Origin of the sequence: Pseudidiomarina sp. PP-1MA (genome assembly GCF_041200125.1) — a bacterium.
GTDB classification, from domain to species: Bacteria; Pseudomonadota; Gammaproteobacteria; order Enterobacterales; family Alteromonadaceae; genus Pseudidiomarina; species Pseudidiomarina fusca.
In genome coordinates, this window is record NZ_CP165718.1 from 967369 (window position 1) to 981861 (window position 14493).

The following is a 14493-nucleotide window of genomic DNA, read 5'->3' on the forward strand; positions in this document are numbered from 1 at the left end:
TATGCATGGAAACTGTTGAAAAGATCAAACAGCAAATTGCTGAAAACCCTATTCTGTTATACATGAAAGGGTCACCTAAATTACCAAGCTGTGGATTTTCTGCGCAAGCATCGCAAGCATTAATGAGCTGTGGTCAGCCATTTGCTTATGTTGATATTTTGCAAAACCCAGATATTCGTGCAGAATTACCCGCTTACGCTGATTGGCCTACCTTTCCACAATTGTGGATTGAAGGCGAATTAGTGGGTGGTTGTGACATCATTTTGGAAATGTTCCAAAAAGGTGAATTGCAGGCTTTAATTGCAGAAGTTGCTGAGCGCCATCCGGCCCCAGCAGAATAAGTAAACCTAGAAAACGGAGATATAACATGGGTGTATTAGTAGGTCGTAAGGCTCCTAACTTCACTGCTGCAGCGGTATTAGGAAACGGTGAAATTGTTGATAGCTTTAACTTATACGAGCAAATTAAAGGTAAGAAAGCGGTTGTTTTCTTTTACCCATTAGATTTCACCTTCGTATGTCCTTCTGAGTTGATCGCATTTGACCACCGTTTAGAAGAATTCAAAAAACGTGGTGTAGAAGTTATCGGTGTGTCTATCGATTCACAATTCACGCACAACGCATGGCGTAACACCGCTGAAGCAGACGGCGGCATTGGTGCGGTTAAATATCCATTAGTAGCCGACGTTAAGCATTCAATTTGCCGTGCTTACGATGTTGAGCATCCAACTGACGGCGTGGCTTTCCGTGCGTCATTCTTGATCGATGAAGAAGGCGTGGTACGTCATCAAATCGTGAACGACTTGCCATTAGGCCGCAACATCGACGAAATGATTCGTTTGGTTGACGCGTTAAACTTCCACCAGAAACACGGCGACGTGTGCCCAGCTGGCTGGAAAGAAGGCGACGAAGGCATGAAAGCAGACCCTAAAGGGGTAGCAGACTACTTGTCGAAAAACGCTGGCAAACTGTAATAGCCTAAACTTTTAGGCTAGTTCAAAGAATAAGCCCCAGCTACTGGTTTCAGTGCTGGGGCTTTTTTTGGCCTTTTACGGCATGCGGTATGGCGACAAGAGACGTTAGAGCGCACGTGCGCGAAAGCGCTTACCTTTGATTTTGTCGTTATTGAGAATGGCCAGTGCCGCTTTCACCTGAGCTTTGCGGACCGTCACAAAAGACCACTGGCTAAGCACTTTGATTTTGCCTATCGCGTCTACTTTAAGCTGATTATCTTTGGTGAGGGCGCCAACTATGTCACCTGGGCGCAGTTTATCTTTCTTGCCCCCAGTGATTTGCAACGTACTCCACAGTGCGGGCAAGCTAAGATTAGCCGCAGCCGGTGCTGGTAGCGCTAACAGCTGAATAGGTTTATCGAGTTGATCTTCTAGCAGATGCCTTTGATAGTTATCCTGTGCCCCTAGCAGCGTAATAGCTAGGCCAGCACTGCCAGCCCGCCCGGTACGGCCAATGCGGTGGGTGTGGGTATCAAGGTCATGGGCCATATGCACGTTAATCACCAGGGGTAATTGATCCACATCCACGCCCCGTGCGGCGACATCCGTTGCAACTAACACGCGGACACTACCATGGAGAAATTGAATCATCGCTTGATCGCGCTGTTTTTGGTCAAGATCACCATTTAAGGCGGTGGCGCTAATGCCTTGGCCGAGCAAGTGGGTCACAATGTTTTGCGTCTCAGCTTTGGTATTACAGAACACCATACAGCTGGGTGGCTGTAATTGAAGTAGAAGATTCGCCACTGCGTTCGCGGCAGTGTCGGTTAACTCATAAAAGCGTTGGGTTATAGCCGCTGGTACTGCAGCATCTTCCGCTTGAATATGCTTTGCCTGCTGGCTTACCTGTTGCGCAAGTTGGGCGATAGTGGCTGGGTAGGTGGCACTAAACAATAACGTTTGGCGCTGGCCCGGTAGCGTCTTCACAATGGCTTTGAGATCATCGATAAAACCCATTTCTAGCATGCGATCCGCTTCATCCAATACCAACGTGTGGATGGCTGCTGTGCTGAAAGCTTGCTGCTGCAGCAAATCTAGAATACGCCCTGGCGTACCCACCAGAATATTTGCACCGTGCTGCAAGGACTCACGCTGGCCTCGCGCTGGCACCCCACCACAAAGTGTCAGTACTTTCACATCGCCGATGGCTTTGGCAAGACTACGAATGACTTCGGCTACTTGTTCGGCCAGCTCACGCGTCGGGCACATCACTAGTGCTTGAGGCGCTTGCTGAGCCGGCACCAGCTTGGTTAACAAGCCTAGCGCAAAGGCTGCGGTTTTTCCGGAGCCGGTTGGAGCCTGTACCACCACATCTAGGCCCGCCAAAATCACCGGCAAACTGCCTGCTTGAACGGGGGTCATGGTGCTGTAGCCAAGCTCGGCCACGCGTTGCAACAAATTGGCTGCTAACGGAAGCTGATCGAATTGGCTGAGAGGAGGTTGGGTGGTTGGCATTGCGACAGTGCTCATGATAGATGTGCTAACTTATACGTGATGAATAGACTGTTCATAATAGCAGAATTTGGGCTATGCTGGATATCAGAGAAAGTCTTTATGGTGAATCTGCAAAACATCAGGAGCGCAAACAATGGATGAATTTATGCAAGCGGCTATCGCTGAAGCAAAACAAGGCTTGGCTGAGGGTGGAGTGCCCATAGGTTCGGTGCTCGTGCACCAAGGCAAGATTATCGGCCGTGGCCATAATCGACGGGTGCAAAGTGGCAGCCCTATTTTGCATGGCGAAATGGATGCCCTTGAAAATGCCGGCAGGCAACCGGCGAAAGTTTATCGGGAATGTACCATTTACACCACCTTATCCCCTTGCTGCATGTGCGCAGGAGCAATTGAGCTCTATGGCATCAAAAAGGTAGTTATTGGTGAAAATCAGACCTTTATGGGTGCTGAACAGCGCTTGCGTGAGGCCGGAATTGAGGTGGAGGTGAGGCAGGATGCTAGCTGCATCGACTTAATGCAAAACTTTATTCAGCAGCATCCGCAGTTATGGCATGAAGACATCGGGGTTTAGTCTTTAGCAGGCTTAACCCAACGCGAGAAATAGAACAACACTAGCGCGGCAATAGCTCCGAGCGTATCGGCCAGCATGTCTTTTTGGGCATCCCAGGGGTCACCTTGTGAGCCCAAAAATTCGATGCCGGCATTGCCGCCTTCAATCACCGCAAATTGCCATTCAATGATCTCGTAGGCGGCGGCTACAGCCATGATTAAAAACAGCCCGAATAACATGGCCGTCACGGGGCGAGCCCATTGCTTACGCAGCAATAACTCAGCTGCCGCATAGGCATAAAAGCCCACACTAAAATGAGCCACCCGGTCGTAGTGGTTGCGCTCAAAGGCAAAGGTTTCGGTGACCCAATCAAATGGCACTTTGGCAAAAGTGTAATGCGCACCTATGGTGTGCATGATGAGTAGCACGCTCATCAACAGGTAGCTGGTATTGCTAAACTGAAAGTGCTTGTAGGTGACGGCCAAGCCGATAAAGATCGCAAAAATAGGTACCATTTCAGCCCACCAAACCCGATTATCAGCAGGCGCTATGGCTGACCAACAGACGACCACCACAAACAGGCTGGCTAAGAATAATGGAACACGGTGATGGGTGGGCATATGCGTTTCCTTGTTATTGTTTGTGTTATGCGCCAGTTAAGTGCCAGCGAGGCTTAGCTGTTGCTTGCGGGTTGCAAGGGCCAGCCACCGAGATCTTGATAGCGATTAACCATATAGCAAAACAGCTCAGCGGTACGTTCAGTATCATACAGGGCAGAATGCGCCTGTTTACTATCAAAGGCAATACCAGCTGCTTGGCATGCTTTGATCAGCACGGTTTGACCTAAAAACACCGCAGCTAAAGCGGCCGTGTCAAAAGTAACAAACGGATGGAACGGATTGCGTTTGAGTTGTGCTCGCTCTGCTGCTGCCATAACAAAGCTATGATCAAAAGTCGCATTGTGGCCGACTAAAATACAGCGTTGGCACCCTGCATCTTTTTGCGCTTTGCGAATCGGCTTGAACATGTCTTTGAGAGCTTCGCTCTCTGCTACTGCGCCGCGTAAGGGCGAGTGCGGGTCAATACCGTTAAAATCGATGGCAGCTTGCTCAATGTTGGCACCTTCGAAAGGCTCAACGTGATAGTGCAAAGATTTGGCCGGTTGCAGTTGCCCAGCCTGATTGAATTCCAGAATAACCGCGGCAACTTCAAGTAAGGCATCAGTTTTGGCATTAAAACCTGCGGTTTCAACGTCAATAACGACCGGCATGTAGCCGCGAAAGCGCTCTTGCATAGTCACCGCAGCAGCGGGTGCAGTGCTGGCTGGCGTTGGCGTCTGGCTCATAAATCTCCAGGATTGGCTGCGCTACGCTCAATTAACTCAATGGCATAACCGTCCGGATCACGCACAAAAGCAATGATGGTTTTGCCACCTTTAACCGGCCCTGGCTTACGATAAACATCAGCACCAGCTTGCTCTAATTGCTCACAAACTTGATAAATATCGCTAACACCAATAGCAATATGGCCAAAGGCACCGCCGTGTTCGTATTCAGTAACACCCCAATTGTAGGTTAACTCAAGCACGCTATGGTCAGCTTCATCACCGTAGCCAACAAACGCCAGAGAATACTTGTACTCTTCGTTATCAGCGGTACGTAATAGCTTCATGCCCAACAGTTCGGTGTAAAATTGAATGGAGCGTTGCAGGTCGCCAACACGTAGCATGGTGTGCAGTAGTCTCATGTTAAACCTCGTCTGATGTCTTCTGTTTAAATTCGCACAAATCTTCGATTAAGCAACTGCCACATCTTGGTTTACGCGCAATACAGGTGTATCGCCCGTGTAAAATAAACCAGTGATGAGCATCTACTTTAAATTCGGCCGGAATCACTTTTTCTAATCTATCTTCTACCGCTCGGACGGTTTTGCCTGGCGCAAATTTAGTCCGATTCGCAACCCGAAAAATATGGGTATCGACGGCAATAGTGGGCCAGCCAAACGCTGTATTGAGCACCACGTTAGCGGTTTTGCGTCCAACCCCTGGCAAGGCTTCTAGAGCTTCGCGGTTTTCTGGTACAGCGCCTTGATGTTGATTCACCAAGATAGTACAAGTTTTGATGATGTTCTCAGCCTTGGCATTAAAGAGGCCGATGGTTTTAATGTACTCTTTAACGCCGTCCACGCCCAAGGCTAACATGGCTGCTGGGGTATTGGCTGCGGCAAAGAGTTTACGAGTCGCCTTATTTACCCCAACATCGGTGGCCTGAGCCGATAACAACACCGCAATCAGTAACTCAAAACTCGAGTTGTACTCAAGTTCCGTAGTAGGGTGCGGATTGTGCTCGCGTAAGCGCGTTAAAATAGCAATACGTTTGTCTTTATTCATGATAGTTATTGGGCCGTAACCCGAGCCCGCGTTACTTGTTTTTCTGGTGTTTTGGCGCGCTCGGCTTGGCGCTGATCGAACCAGTTTTTACCCGCAATGATAAAGCCCATCACAATAAAGGCCCCCGGCGGCAGAATCGCCAACAGCAGCGGGTAGTCAAATTGAACCAGTTCGATACGTAGCTCACTGGCCCATGCTCCTAGCAGTAAATCGGCACCATCAAACAGGGTGCCGTTACCGATAATCTCACGAATGGCGCCTAACAACACCAATACTAAAGTGAACCCTAAGCCCATCATCAGGCCATCAAACGCCGATTTTTGCCAGGGGTTCTTGGAGGCATAAGCTTCGGCACGACCAATGATGGCACAATTGGTGACGATCAGCGGAATGAAAATACCCAGCGATTGATACAAGCCATACACATAAGCGTTCATCAATAATTGCATGACGGTAACAAAGGTTGCAATCACCATCACAAACACCGGAATACGAATTTCTTTAGGAACCCAGTCGCGCACTAGTGATACGGTGACGTTAGAACCCACCAACACCAGTAAGGTTGCCAAACCAAGCCCCAACGCATTGGTTACCGTTGAGGTAACTGCGAGCAGAGGGCACAGGCCTAGCAGTTGCACTAAGGCTGGGTTGTTGGTCCACAAGCCCTGTAGGGTTAACTCTTTGTAGGCGTTCATGAGCTTACTCCGGTACAGTTGTTAGGGGCCGCGAACCACTGTTGCTGTTGCTGCTGAAATAACAGGTTGGCACGTTTTACTGCCTGCACTACGGCTCTTGGGGTGATAGTAGCGCCAGTAAATTGATCAAACATACCGCCATCGCGAGTCACCGCCCAGCGGTTGTCATCAGCTCCTTGCACGGTTAAACCGTTGAAACTGGTGATCCAATCATCTTTGCGGATCTCAATTTTATCACCCAAGCCCGGGGTTTCTTGATGGCGTAGGGTACGCACGCCACTAACCTCACCGGCGACGGTGAAGGCTACTAGTAGTTCAATCGCACCACTGTAACCATTCGGTGCGGTCACTTCTACCGCTAAGGCGGTGGCTTGCTGGTTCAGGCTAGCCCGATAAATACGATGGGAGCCAGGCCCTAGTTCAGCATGGTCAACTAAACTACAGCTCTGGTACAAGTCGTTATCATGCAGCTCAGGTGGAATTAATTGGTTCAGCACTTGCAACAATTCTTGTTCTTGTTGGCGCTTAATGGGCTCCTCGGTAAACTGAGCTGTGGCCACAATGAGCAGGGTTGCAACAATAGCGAACAAGGCTAGAACCATACCATTATGGCGCATACTTTTGCCGATCATGTTCTACCTCCATGGCCATAGGCTAGCGGTTGGCTGTACTTATCAATCACGGGCACGGCCATGTTAGCTAGCAACACCGCAAAGGCAACAGCATCAGGGTAGCCCCCCCAAGTGCGAATGACCATCACTAAAGCGCCAATGATGAGGCCGAAAATGAAGCGGCCTTTGTTAGACGTAGCCGCTGTTACCGGGTCGGTGGCAATAAAAAAGGCCCCCAACATGGTTGCACCACTCATCAGATGTAACCATGGTGAGATGCTTTGATCCGGATTGAACAACCACAACAAAGTGGCAGGCACCGTTAAGCCTAGCAGCACCCCGGCCGGGATATGCCAACTGATAATACGTTGATATATAAGCACCAAGCCACCAAGCAAAAAAGCGAGATTGAGGTAACCCCAGCCAACCCCAGCAAAACTCCCAAAAATAGGCTTTTGCAGCGCTTCTGTGGTGGTAAGTTGATGACTAAGATCGGTGCGTAAGCTATCTAGAGGAGTTGCCATAGTGACTCCATCAATACCGCTACGCAATTGCTCTAAACTGTAGCCTGCTTGGCTATAACCGCTGCTGATTAACTGCCACGTATCGGCTAGTGATAACTGTAACTGTGCCAGTTGTTGTGGGATCGGCCAACTGGTCATCTGTACCGGAAAGGACACCAGTAACAGCACGTAGCCAGCCATGGCAGGATTAAATAGATTTTGGCCAACGCCACCATAGACATGCTTCACCACCAAGATGGCAAAGGCGGTGCCAATCACAATGATCCACCAAGGTGCCAAGCTGGGTATGCTAATGGCTAACAACACCGCAGTCACTATGGCGGTATGATCCCGCCAAGCACTTGCTACTGGGCGTCCACGAACACGCATCACGGCGGCTTCACAGATCCATGCTGTGAGTAATGCTAACAGCAGTTGTAAGAAAATCCCCAAGCCAAAAAAGTAGCTGTGTACCAAGATGCCAGGAATCACTGCTAGGTAAACCCAACGCATCACTTGCGTGGTGGTACGCCGTTGGTGAGCGTGGGGCGATGCGGCTATTTTAAATGTCATGATGATTCACCTTCGGCAGAGTCGTTGGCCTTGGCGGCAGCAGCGGCTTGTGCGGCTTTGCGAGCTTTGGCCCGGGCAATAGCTGCTTGGACCGCATCTTGCGGGTTATCAGCGCCGGCGGCGACGGCTTCAGCTTGGGCCGCTTTACGTGCTTCAGCAGCTTGCCGATGACGTTCTAATCGTTCTTGTTTTTCGCGTTCAAGGCGCTCTTGGCGCGCTTCAAAGCGTTCGCGTGCAATTTCTGCCTTGGCTTTTTCGCGCGCAATATTGCGGATCTCAGCTTTGGCTTTACGATAGTAATGCACCAACGGAATTTCACTTGGGCAGACGTAAGCGCAGGCACCACATTCAATACAGTCAAACAGGTTTTGTTGCTCGAGGCCATCATAATCTTTGGCTTTGGCCAGCCATTGCAGTTGCTGCGGCAACAGTTGCGCCGGGCACACGTCAGCACAGGCGCCACACCGAATGCAATTCATTTCTTGCTGGGCTGGGGCTAGCTCGGTGGTTGAGGGCAATAATAAGCAGTTGGTAATTTTCACCACCGGCACTTGTAAATTAGCCAAGGCAAAGCCCATCATAGGCCCGCCCATGATCACTCGTTGTGCAGCCTTACCGGTAGTTTCATGAAAGCCCGCATAAGCTAGCAGATCAGCGACAGGGGTACCGAGACGAACCCAATAGTTACCCGGTTTATCCACTTGTTCGCCGGTGACGGTAACCACTCGTTGTATTAACGGTATGCCCAGTACGATCGCTTGATGAATAGCAAACGCAGTACCTACGTTGTGCATCAATAAGCCGACATCAATCGGTAGGCCGCGACTGGGAACTTGCCGTCCGGTTAAAATTTCAATCAGTTGCTTCTCGCCGCCCGAGGGGTATTTTACCGGCACTTGGCGTAACGCAATGCTGCTCGCTGCGGCAGCACGTTCACTAAGTAACTGGGTAAATATCGCAATCGCCTCAGGCTTGTTCTCTTCAATTGCAATCAAGGCTTTGTTGCAACCGCTAACCTGCATTAAGATCTCGGTGCCACTGATGATTTCAGCGGCATGTTCACGCATTAAGCGATCATCAGCAGTAATATAGGGTTCGCATTCCACCCCATTGATAATGAGATACTCAAGCGGACGTTGTAACGCTAATTTTTGTGCACTAGGAAAGCCCGCACCGCCTAAACCAGCAATCCCGGCTGCTTGAATGCGCTCTAACAGCTCAGCCCGACTTAATTGCTGATAATCAGGGCAGGGAGTTGTTGGATACCATGCATCTTGGCCATCGGCAGCAAGGGTAATGGTGAGGTCAGTTAGGCCCGACGGATGCGCGATCGGCTGTTCGTCGATCGCCAGCACTGTACCCGAGGTAGGAGCGTGCACGGGTAAGCCACGTTGTAAGCCCGGTTGGGTGAGTGGTTGGCCAGCACGGACGTAGTCGCCGACAGCAACCAGTATTTCACCACTGTTACCACTGTGTTGCTTAACCGGCACCACAAACGTCTTGCTTAACGGCAAGGTTTGGATGGGCGTTTGGTTCGATAGCTGTTTGCGCTCGGGCGGATGAATGCCGCCGTGAAAGCTCCACAACTGACCTGCCTCAATAGCACTGATGTTGATCGCGGACATTATTTAGCTGACTCCACAACAGTCACTGGAATCTGTTCTAGGTTCCATTGCCAATTTTCTGGGCGCACCGGTACCGGCACCATATCAATACAATCCACTGGGCATGGTTCCACGCAAAGATCACAGCCCGTACATTCATGGGCTATAACCGTATGCATTTGCTTGGCGGCACCTAAAATGGCATCTACCGGACAGGCCTGAATACACTTGGTACAGCCGATGCATTCATCTTCACGGATCACCGCTACTTTTTTGACATCCTCGGTACCATGTGCGGCATCAAGAGGTTGCGGTTCTACCCCCATCAACTCAGCTAGTTGCTTAATGGTTGCTTCGCCGCCCGGAGGACATTTATTGATGGCATCGCCGTTGGCAATGGCTTCGGCATAGGGGCGACAGCCGGGATAGCCGCACTGACCACATTGGGTTTGCGGCAAAATAGCATCAATTTGATCCACAATAGGATCGCTTTCCACTTTAAAGCGAACCGCCGCGAAGCCGAGAATAAGCCCAAACACCAGCGCCAGTACACCTAACACAATGATGGCAGTCAACATACTCATGCGTTGGTCACCAAGCCGCTAAATCCCATAAAGGCTAATGACATCAGACCGGCTGTAATCATCGCCACCGCCGCACCTTTAAACGGCAACGGCACATCGGCCGCAGCTAGGCGTTCGCGCAACGCTGAAAACAAAATAAGGACTAGCGAGAAGCCGAGCGCTGCACCTAAGCCATAAATGATTGACTCGACAAAATTATGTTGTTCGTTGATATTTAATAAAGCCACACCAAGCACCGCACAGTTGGTGGTAATTAACGGTAAAAAGATGCCCAGCAAACGGTATAACGTGGGGCTAGTTTTATGTACGACCATTTCAGTGAATTGTACCACTACGGCAATCACTAAAATGAAGCTCAATGTTTGCAGTGCCATTAAATCTAGCGGTGCCAAGATATATTGGTTAACAAGGTAGCTACACACCGAGGCTAACGTCAGCACAAAGGTGGTCGCAGCCGACATACCAATGGCTGTTTCTAGCTTATTAGACACGCCCATAAAGGGACATAATCCAAGAAATTTAACCAACACGAAATTGTTGACTAGTACTGTTGCAACCAACAGCAGCAAGTAGTCACTCATGAAGATACCTGTTCGCTCTTTATCGATACTGCACATTATCGAATGTTTAGCCGCTATAAACAACCGATCAAATGTAGTGTTATTAGCATTTGTCATCGATTGTTCATCGAGTTGTCACAGAGCTGCCATGGCTACTGGTTAAATTTGCGCCAGTTAACCTGCAGAGGAAGAGCTTATGACGGGGTGGATTAAACAGCTAAACGACTACGATCAGCGCAGTTTTAGTTGGTGTAATCATCGTTACCAGGCCTTAGCTCAACGCAAGTTGGTGCGCTGGATATCGCATTCAGGTGATGGTTATTTGTACGCTGGATTAGCCCTGCTGCTAGCATTATTACAAACCAAATCTCAGTTGCAATACGCATTATGGTTGGGATTTGCGCTAGAAGTACCATTATTTTGCCTGCTCAAGCGTTACTATAAGAGACCCCGTCCATATCAAGCCAAACCTGCGTTAAAAGCGGTGATTATTGCGCACGATCCTTTTAGTTTTCCATCCGGGCATACCACCGCAGCATTTTTAATGGCAGCGCTGTTAACTTGGACCTGGCCAAGTTGGTCGTGGTTGTTTTATGCCTGGGCAGTGGCGGTGGGATCGTCGCGGGTGTTATTAGGAGTGCATTATCCGGGCGACATTTTGGCTGGGATAGGGCTAGGAAGTATGATCGCTATAGGAGTGATAGCATGCGTATCTTAGTAGGAGTACAGGGCACAGGTAACGGTCATTTAAGCCGGTGCGCGGCATTAGCTGAGGCTGCTAGTCAACGCAGCGATATCGAGCTTGATTTTTTAGTATCAGGACGGCCGCAAGCGGCTTTGTTCGATATGGAAGCGTTTGGTGATTGGCAATGGTGCGAAGGCCTCACCTTTGCCGTGCAGCAAGGTCGAGTATCGCTACGAGAAACCATGCGACGCAATAACTGGGGTAAGTTCTGGCAGGATGTACATCAATTGGATCTAGCTCCTTACGATCTCATCGTTAGCGACTACGAACCCATTACCGCCTGGGCTGGTCGTAAACAACAGCGCCGAGTGATTGGTATTGGCCGCCAGTTTGCCTTTTATAAAGCCACGCAAACACTCTCTATTCATGTCGCTCAACGGCAGTTGCTGCGTTGGTTTGCGCCGGTAAGTGAGGCGCTGGGCATGCATTGGTTTGAGGATGGACAGCACACGGTGCCACCTATTATTCACCAACGAGCGCAAGTGACGAATCTGCAGCAACGACATTATTTGGTCTACCTACCGTTTGAGAACCTCGCTGCAATCCATCAGTTGCTAGCGCCCCTCAGCGATTACCGGTTCAGTGTTTTTCATCCCCAAGCCGAGCATCAGCAAGTGGGGCATGTGCATTACTTCCCGCCATCCCGGCAGGGGTTTGCAGATTGCTTTGCGAGTGTGGCAGGGGTGATCAGTAACGCCGGCTTTGAAACCAGCTGTGAAGCCTTAGCGATGGGCAAAAAGTTGTTAGTACGACCGCTCCAAGGGCAATTTGAACAAGTAGCAAATGCGCGTTGTCTAGACATTGCTGGTCTTGCACAGGTGATGGAAGAACTGAGTACAGAGCACGTACAACGCTTTATTGAGCAAGACAGTGCGGTTTATTGTAAATGGCCGAATGTGGCAGAAGCGGTGGTTGCTTGGTTAGCTGCAGGCGCTCAAGAGCCACTGGCTAAACTGAGCAAAAGACTGTGGCAACAAAGCGAATTGCATGATTATTTTCAATTGGTAAAGCGTAATTGATTTGATTGAGTCAAGCGGGAGTCGCGTGGGGCTAGGTTATTTGTGGCTCCCCAGGTTGGATTCGAACCAACGACACATGGATTAACAGTCCACCGCTCTAACCAACTGAGCTACTGGGGAATTACAAATAGGTTGCAAGGAAGGTGGTGTTGGCTCCCCAGGTTGGATTCGAACCAACGACACATGGATTAACAGTCCACCGCTCTAACCAACTGAGCTACTGGGGAACACCTCAAGCAACGGATGCGAATGTTAAAGGGGCTTGCAGCGCCTGTCAATACTAAAAAAGTTCGTTTGCACGTTTTGTGCGCAAACTTGATAAAATAGTCCTTGTCAAGAGTGAACAAGGGCAGCGGTTATAGCAAAAGATATAGTTGTGATCCGTCCTATGTTATCCACAGATGGGCGCAGCTCTTGATTTCAAAAGGCTAGCGGATCTTATCCACTAAATCTGTGGATAACCTTGTGGGAAAATCTGTGAGTAGTCATGAATGGTGCGCTATACAGGCCGATTTAGAGATTGCTTAAAAATTGACTCTATTTATTATTTTACAATAAAAACAACTGCTTACATATATGCCTAGAGTTACTTTACAGGCTTTAAGAAAAACTTGAAGAAGCGCTTCTTTCTTGATCTGCTACTGTGTATTTCTTGTCAGCTTTGCTTCAAATATCGCCAATCATAGCTTGACTTTTTGCTTTAATCGCTTGAGTTTTTAAGAAAGTTTGCCGTGGTTAAAATTTAAACAGCTGTTTGATTGTCGTTGTCACCAAAGATTCATAAAAAATCCCGGCTCGGGGCCGGGATTTTAAAGAACCTTGAACTTGCCAGCTGTTTAACTGCGTGCGTAGGCATCAATGCGTCGCACCGCTTCTTCTAAAGTTGCCATACTGGTGGCGAAAGAGAAGCGACAATGGCCAGGTGCACCAAAGGCTGAACCAGGTACCAGCGCCACTTTAGCTTGATTCAAGAGTTGTTCGCATAACTCAATATCCGTACTCACCCCTTTTTGTGCCATGAGTTCAGTGATATTGGCAAAGGTATAGAAAGTGCCGTCACCAGCAATGCATTGCATACCAGGAATCGTATTGAGTGCTGCAACTAAATAATCATGGCGTTTCTTAAATTCAGTGACCATGGTGGTAATGCACGTTTGGTCACCTTCTAACGCAGCTAGTGCCGCATATTGGCTGATGCTGGCTGGGTTAGAGGTGCTCTGCGACTGAATCTTCTTCATCGCCGCAATCAAAGGTTTAGGACCCGCAGCGTAGCCAATCCGCCAGCCGGTCATGGCATATGCTTTAGACACCCCAGAAAGAATCACAATGCGGTCACGTAAGTCTGGCGCCACCATGGCAATGTTATGAAAAGCCTCTTCTGTCCACAAGATATGTTCGTACATATCATCCGTAGCAATAAGAACCTGCGGGTGCTGGCGCAACACTTCGGCTAGGGCAGTCAATTCAGCTTTGCTATAGGCGGTACCAGTTGGGTTAGAAGGACTATTTAAGAACAGTAACCGAGTGGCTGGGGTAATGGCCGCCGCTAATTGTGCCGCGGTGATTTTATAGCGTTGCTCAATACCAGCTTCAATAAAGCGTGGTACCGCACCCACCAATAAGCTCATATCAGGATACGACACCCAGTAAGGTGCCGGGATCAGCACTTCGTCACCTGGGTTAAGCCAAGCACTAAGTAGATTAAAAATACTGTGTTTACCGCCTGCTGAAATCAAAATCTCTGCAGGTTCGTAGCTGAGTCCATTGTCGCGCTGAAATTTGTTAATGACCGCTTGTTTCAGTTGCGGAATACCGTCGACGGCTGTGTATTTGGTATGGCCAGCATCAATCGCGGCCTTGGCAGCATCCTTCACGAATTGGGGCGTATCAAAATCAGGCTCACCAACGCCTAAGCCAATTACATCATGGCCAGCAGCTTTAAGCTCAGCGGCTTTTTGCGAAACTGCTAGGGTAGGAGAAGGTTGAATAGCATTTACACGATCAGAAAGTTGATATTTCACGCTGGTATCCCTTGCTTCAGAGCCGTTAATAAAATATTGAGGGGAAAAAAGATGCTTTACTATATAGATATTGGCTATTTTTGTCCACGCAAGCAAGCTCTGGTCGGGGTAGATTGAGGATGGTAGTAACCAGCAAATTTGGGTACACTAGGAGCCTTTACGATACCCAAGC

General features: G+C 49.2%; 17 protein-coding genes and 2 tRNA genes. 5 read left to right on the top strand and 14 right to left on the bottom strand.

All coding sequences use genetic code 11. The annotated features are described in order from the left end of the window. Positions 1 to 5: 5 nt before the first annotated feature. The gene (locus AB8S08_RS04470; protein WP_153826675.1) at positions 6 to 341 is read left to right on the top strand and encodes a Grx4 family monothiol glutaredoxin; all 336 of its coding nucleotides are present in this window, start codon (positions 6 to 8) and stop codon (positions 339 to 341) included. Positions 342 to 367: 26 nt separating this feature from the next. Further along, positions 368 to 973 (top strand): peroxiredoxin, encoded by a 606-nt coding sequence (locus AB8S08_RS04475; protein ID WP_110074687.1) that lies wholly within the window; start codon positions 368 to 370, stop codon positions 971 to 973. Positions 974 to 1078: 105 nt separating this feature from the next. Here AB8S08_RS04475 and dbpA read toward each other — a convergent pair whose 3' ends face one another. Beyond that, complete coding sequence (dbpA, locus tag AB8S08_RS04480; RefSeq protein WP_369743830.1) at positions 1079 to 2482, bottom strand: ATP-dependent RNA helicase DbpA; 1404 nt, start codon at positions 2480 to 2482, stop codon at positions 1079 to 1081. Positions 2483 to 2600: 118 nt separating this feature from the next. On the opposite strand from dbpA, the gene AB8S08_RS04485 reads away from it, so the two are divergent. Then, positions 2601 to 3038, top strand: a complete 438-nt coding sequence (locus AB8S08_RS04485; RefSeq protein ID WP_110074685.1) for a nucleoside deaminase — start codon at positions 2601 to 2603, stop codon at positions 3036 to 3038. Here the strand turns inward: AB8S08_RS04485 and AB8S08_RS04490 are convergent. Genes AB8S08_RS04490 through rsxA form a run of 10 tightly spaced genes read right to left on the bottom strand, consistent with a single transcriptional unit; the run spans position 3035 to position 10557 of the window. Further along, complete coding sequence (locus AB8S08_RS04490) at positions 3035 to 3637, bottom strand: DUF2238 domain-containing protein (protein WP_110074684.1); 603 nt, start codon at positions 3635 to 3637, stop codon at positions 3035 to 3037. The genes AB8S08_RS04485 and AB8S08_RS04490 overlap by 4 nt on opposite strands. Positions 3638 to 3690: 53 nt before the next feature. Beyond that, complete coding sequence (gene rnt / locus AB8S08_RS04495) at positions 3691 to 4362, bottom strand: ribonuclease T (protein WP_110074683.1); 672 nt, start codon at positions 4360 to 4362, stop codon at positions 3691 to 3693. After that, entirely contained in the window at positions 4359 to 4763 is a 405-nt protein-coding gene (gene gloA, locus AB8S08_RS04500; RefSeq protein WP_110074682.1) for a lactoylglutathione lyase, read from the bottom strand. The genes rnt and gloA overlap by 4 nt, the downstream gene beginning before the upstream one ends. A 1-nt stretch (position 4764) precedes the next feature. Continuing rightward, positions 4765 to 5406, bottom strand: coding sequence for an endonuclease III (gene nth / locus AB8S08_RS04505; RefSeq protein WP_369743833.1), 642 nt, complete (start codon positions 5404 to 5406; stop codon positions 4765 to 4767). A gap of 5 nt (positions 5407 to 5411) precedes the next feature. Then, entirely contained in the window at positions 5412 to 6101 is a 690-nt protein-coding gene (locus AB8S08_RS04510; RefSeq protein WP_110074681.1) for an electron transport complex subunit E, read from the bottom strand. Beyond that, the gene (gene rsxG / locus AB8S08_RS04515; RefSeq protein ID WP_369744185.1) at positions 6098 to 6730 is read right to left on the bottom strand and encodes an electron transport complex subunit RsxG; all 633 of its coding nucleotides are present in this window, start codon (positions 6728 to 6730) and stop codon (positions 6098 to 6100) included. Before rsxG ends, AB8S08_RS04510 begins: the two co-directional genes overlap by 4 nt. Then, positions 6730 to 7788 carry an electron transport complex subunit RsxD gene (gene rsxD / locus AB8S08_RS04520; RefSeq protein ID WP_369743834.1) on the bottom strand — a complete coding sequence of 353 codons (1059 nt, stop codon included), beginning with the start codon at positions 7786 to 7788 and terminating at the stop codon, positions 6730 to 6732. Before rsxD ends, rsxG begins: the two co-directional genes overlap by 1 nt. Continuing rightward, positions 7785 to 9413, bottom strand: coding sequence for an electron transport complex subunit RsxC (gene rsxC, locus AB8S08_RS04525; RefSeq protein ID WP_369743836.1), 1629 nt, complete (start codon positions 9411 to 9413; stop codon positions 7785 to 7787). The genes rsxD and rsxC overlap by 4 nt, the downstream gene beginning before the upstream one ends. Then, positions 9413 to 9976, bottom strand: a complete 564-nt coding sequence (gene rsxB, locus AB8S08_RS04530) for an electron transport complex subunit RsxB (protein ID WP_110074677.1) — start codon at positions 9974 to 9976, stop codon at positions 9413 to 9415. Before rsxB ends, rsxC begins: the two co-directional genes overlap by 1 nt. Then, positions 9973 to 10557 (bottom strand): electron transport complex subunit RsxA, encoded by a 585-nt coding sequence (gene rsxA, locus AB8S08_RS04535; RefSeq protein WP_110074676.1) that lies wholly within the window; start codon positions 10555 to 10557, stop codon positions 9973 to 9975. Before rsxA ends, rsxB begins: the two co-directional genes overlap by 4 nt. A gap of 175 nt (positions 10558 to 10732) precedes the next feature. Here rsxA and AB8S08_RS04540 point away from each other — a divergent pair, with 175 nt between their 5' ends. Together AB8S08_RS04540 and AB8S08_RS04545 are read left to right on the top strand one after the other, a co-directional pair. Beyond that, positions 10733 to 11254: a phosphatase PAP2 family protein gene (locus tag AB8S08_RS04540; protein WP_369743838.1), complete on the top strand. Its 522-nt coding sequence runs from the start codon at positions 10733 to 10735 to the stop codon at positions 11252 to 11254. Beyond that, positions 11242 to 12300 carry a glycosyltransferase family protein gene (locus AB8S08_RS04545; RefSeq protein ID WP_369743840.1) on the top strand — a complete coding sequence of 353 codons (1059 nt, stop codon included), beginning with the start codon at positions 11242 to 11244 and terminating at the stop codon, positions 12298 to 12300. Before AB8S08_RS04540 ends, AB8S08_RS04545 begins: the two co-directional genes overlap by 13 nt. A 43-nt stretch (positions 12301 to 12343) precedes the next feature. Here AB8S08_RS04545 and AB8S08_RS04550 read toward each other — a convergent pair. The 3 genes from AB8S08_RS04550 to AB8S08_RS04560 all read right to left on the bottom strand — a co-directional run bounded on the left by AB8S08_RS04550 (position 12344) and on the right by AB8S08_RS04560 (position 14321). Continuing rightward, positions 12344 to 12420, bottom strand: a tRNA-Asn gene (locus AB8S08_RS04550). A gap of 30 nt (positions 12421 to 12450) precedes the next feature. Continuing rightward, a tRNA-Asn gene (locus tag AB8S08_RS04555) sits at positions 12451 to 12527 on the bottom strand. Positions 12528 to 13136: 609 nt separating this feature from the next. Continuing rightward, positions 13137 to 14321, bottom strand: coding sequence for a pyridoxal phosphate-dependent aminotransferase (locus AB8S08_RS04560; protein WP_110074673.1), 1185 nt, complete (start codon positions 14319 to 14321; stop codon positions 13137 to 13139). Between the last annotated feature and the right edge of the window lie 172 nt (positions 14322 to 14493).

What these genes read in the sequence shown, in the direction of transcription:
- rsxA (WP_110074676.1), bottom strand. Translation starts at nt 10,557, where the DNA reads ATGAGTGACTACTTGCTGCTGTTGGTTGCAACAGTACTAGTCAACAAT.
- rsxB (WP_110074677.1), bottom strand. Translation starts at nt 9,976, where the DNA reads ATGAGTATGTTGACTGCCATCATTGTGTTAGGTGTACTGGCGCTGGTG.
- AB8S08_RS04510 (WP_110074681.1), bottom strand. Translation starts at nt 6,101, where the DNA reads ATGAACGCCTACAAAGAGTTAACCCTACAGGGCTTGTGGACCAACAAC.
- rsxC (WP_369743836.1), bottom strand. Translation starts at nt 9,413, where the DNA reads ATGTCCGCGATCAACATCAGTGCTATTGAGGCAGGTCAGTTGTGGAGC.
- rsxD (WP_369743834.1), bottom strand. Translation starts at nt 7,788, where the DNA reads ATGACATTTAAAATAGCCGCATCGCCCCACGCTCACCAACGGCGTACC.
- AB8S08_RS04470 (WP_153826675.1), top strand. Translation starts at nt 6, where the DNA reads ATGGAAACTGTTGAAAAGATCAAACAGCAAATTGCTGAAAACCCTATT.
- rnt (WP_110074683.1), bottom strand. Translation starts at nt 4,362, where the DNA reads ATGAGCCAGACGCCAACGCCAGCCAGCACTGCACCCGCTGCTGCGGTG.
- AB8S08_RS04485 (WP_110074685.1), top strand. Translation starts at nt 2,601, where the DNA reads ATGGATGAATTTATGCAAGCGGCTATCGCTGAAGCAAAACAAGGCTTG.
- nth (WP_369743833.1), bottom strand. Translation starts at nt 5,406, where the DNA reads ATGAATAAAGACAAACGTATTGCTATTTTAACGCGCTTACGCGAGCAC.
- AB8S08_RS04545 (WP_369743840.1), top strand. Translation starts at nt 11,242, where the DNA reads ATGCGTATCTTAGTAGGAGTACAGGGCACAGGTAACGGTCATTTAAGC.
- AB8S08_RS04475 (WP_110074687.1), top strand. Translation starts at nt 368, where the DNA reads ATGGGTGTATTAGTAGGTCGTAAGGCTCCTAACTTCACTGCTGCAGCG.
- gloA (WP_110074682.1), bottom strand. Translation starts at nt 4,763, where the DNA reads ATGAGACTACTGCACACCATGCTACGTGTTGGCGACCTGCAACGCTCC.
- dbpA (WP_369743830.1), bottom strand. Translation starts at nt 2,482, where the DNA reads ATGAGCACTGTCGCAATGCCAACCACCCAACCTCCTCTCAGCCAATTC.
- AB8S08_RS04490 (WP_110074684.1), bottom strand. Translation starts at nt 3,637, where the DNA reads ATGCCCACCCATCACCGTGTTCCATTATTCTTAGCCAGCCTGTTTGTG.
- AB8S08_RS04540 (WP_369743838.1), top strand. Translation starts at nt 10,733, where the DNA reads ATGACGGGGTGGATTAAACAGCTAAACGACTACGATCAGCGCAGTTTT.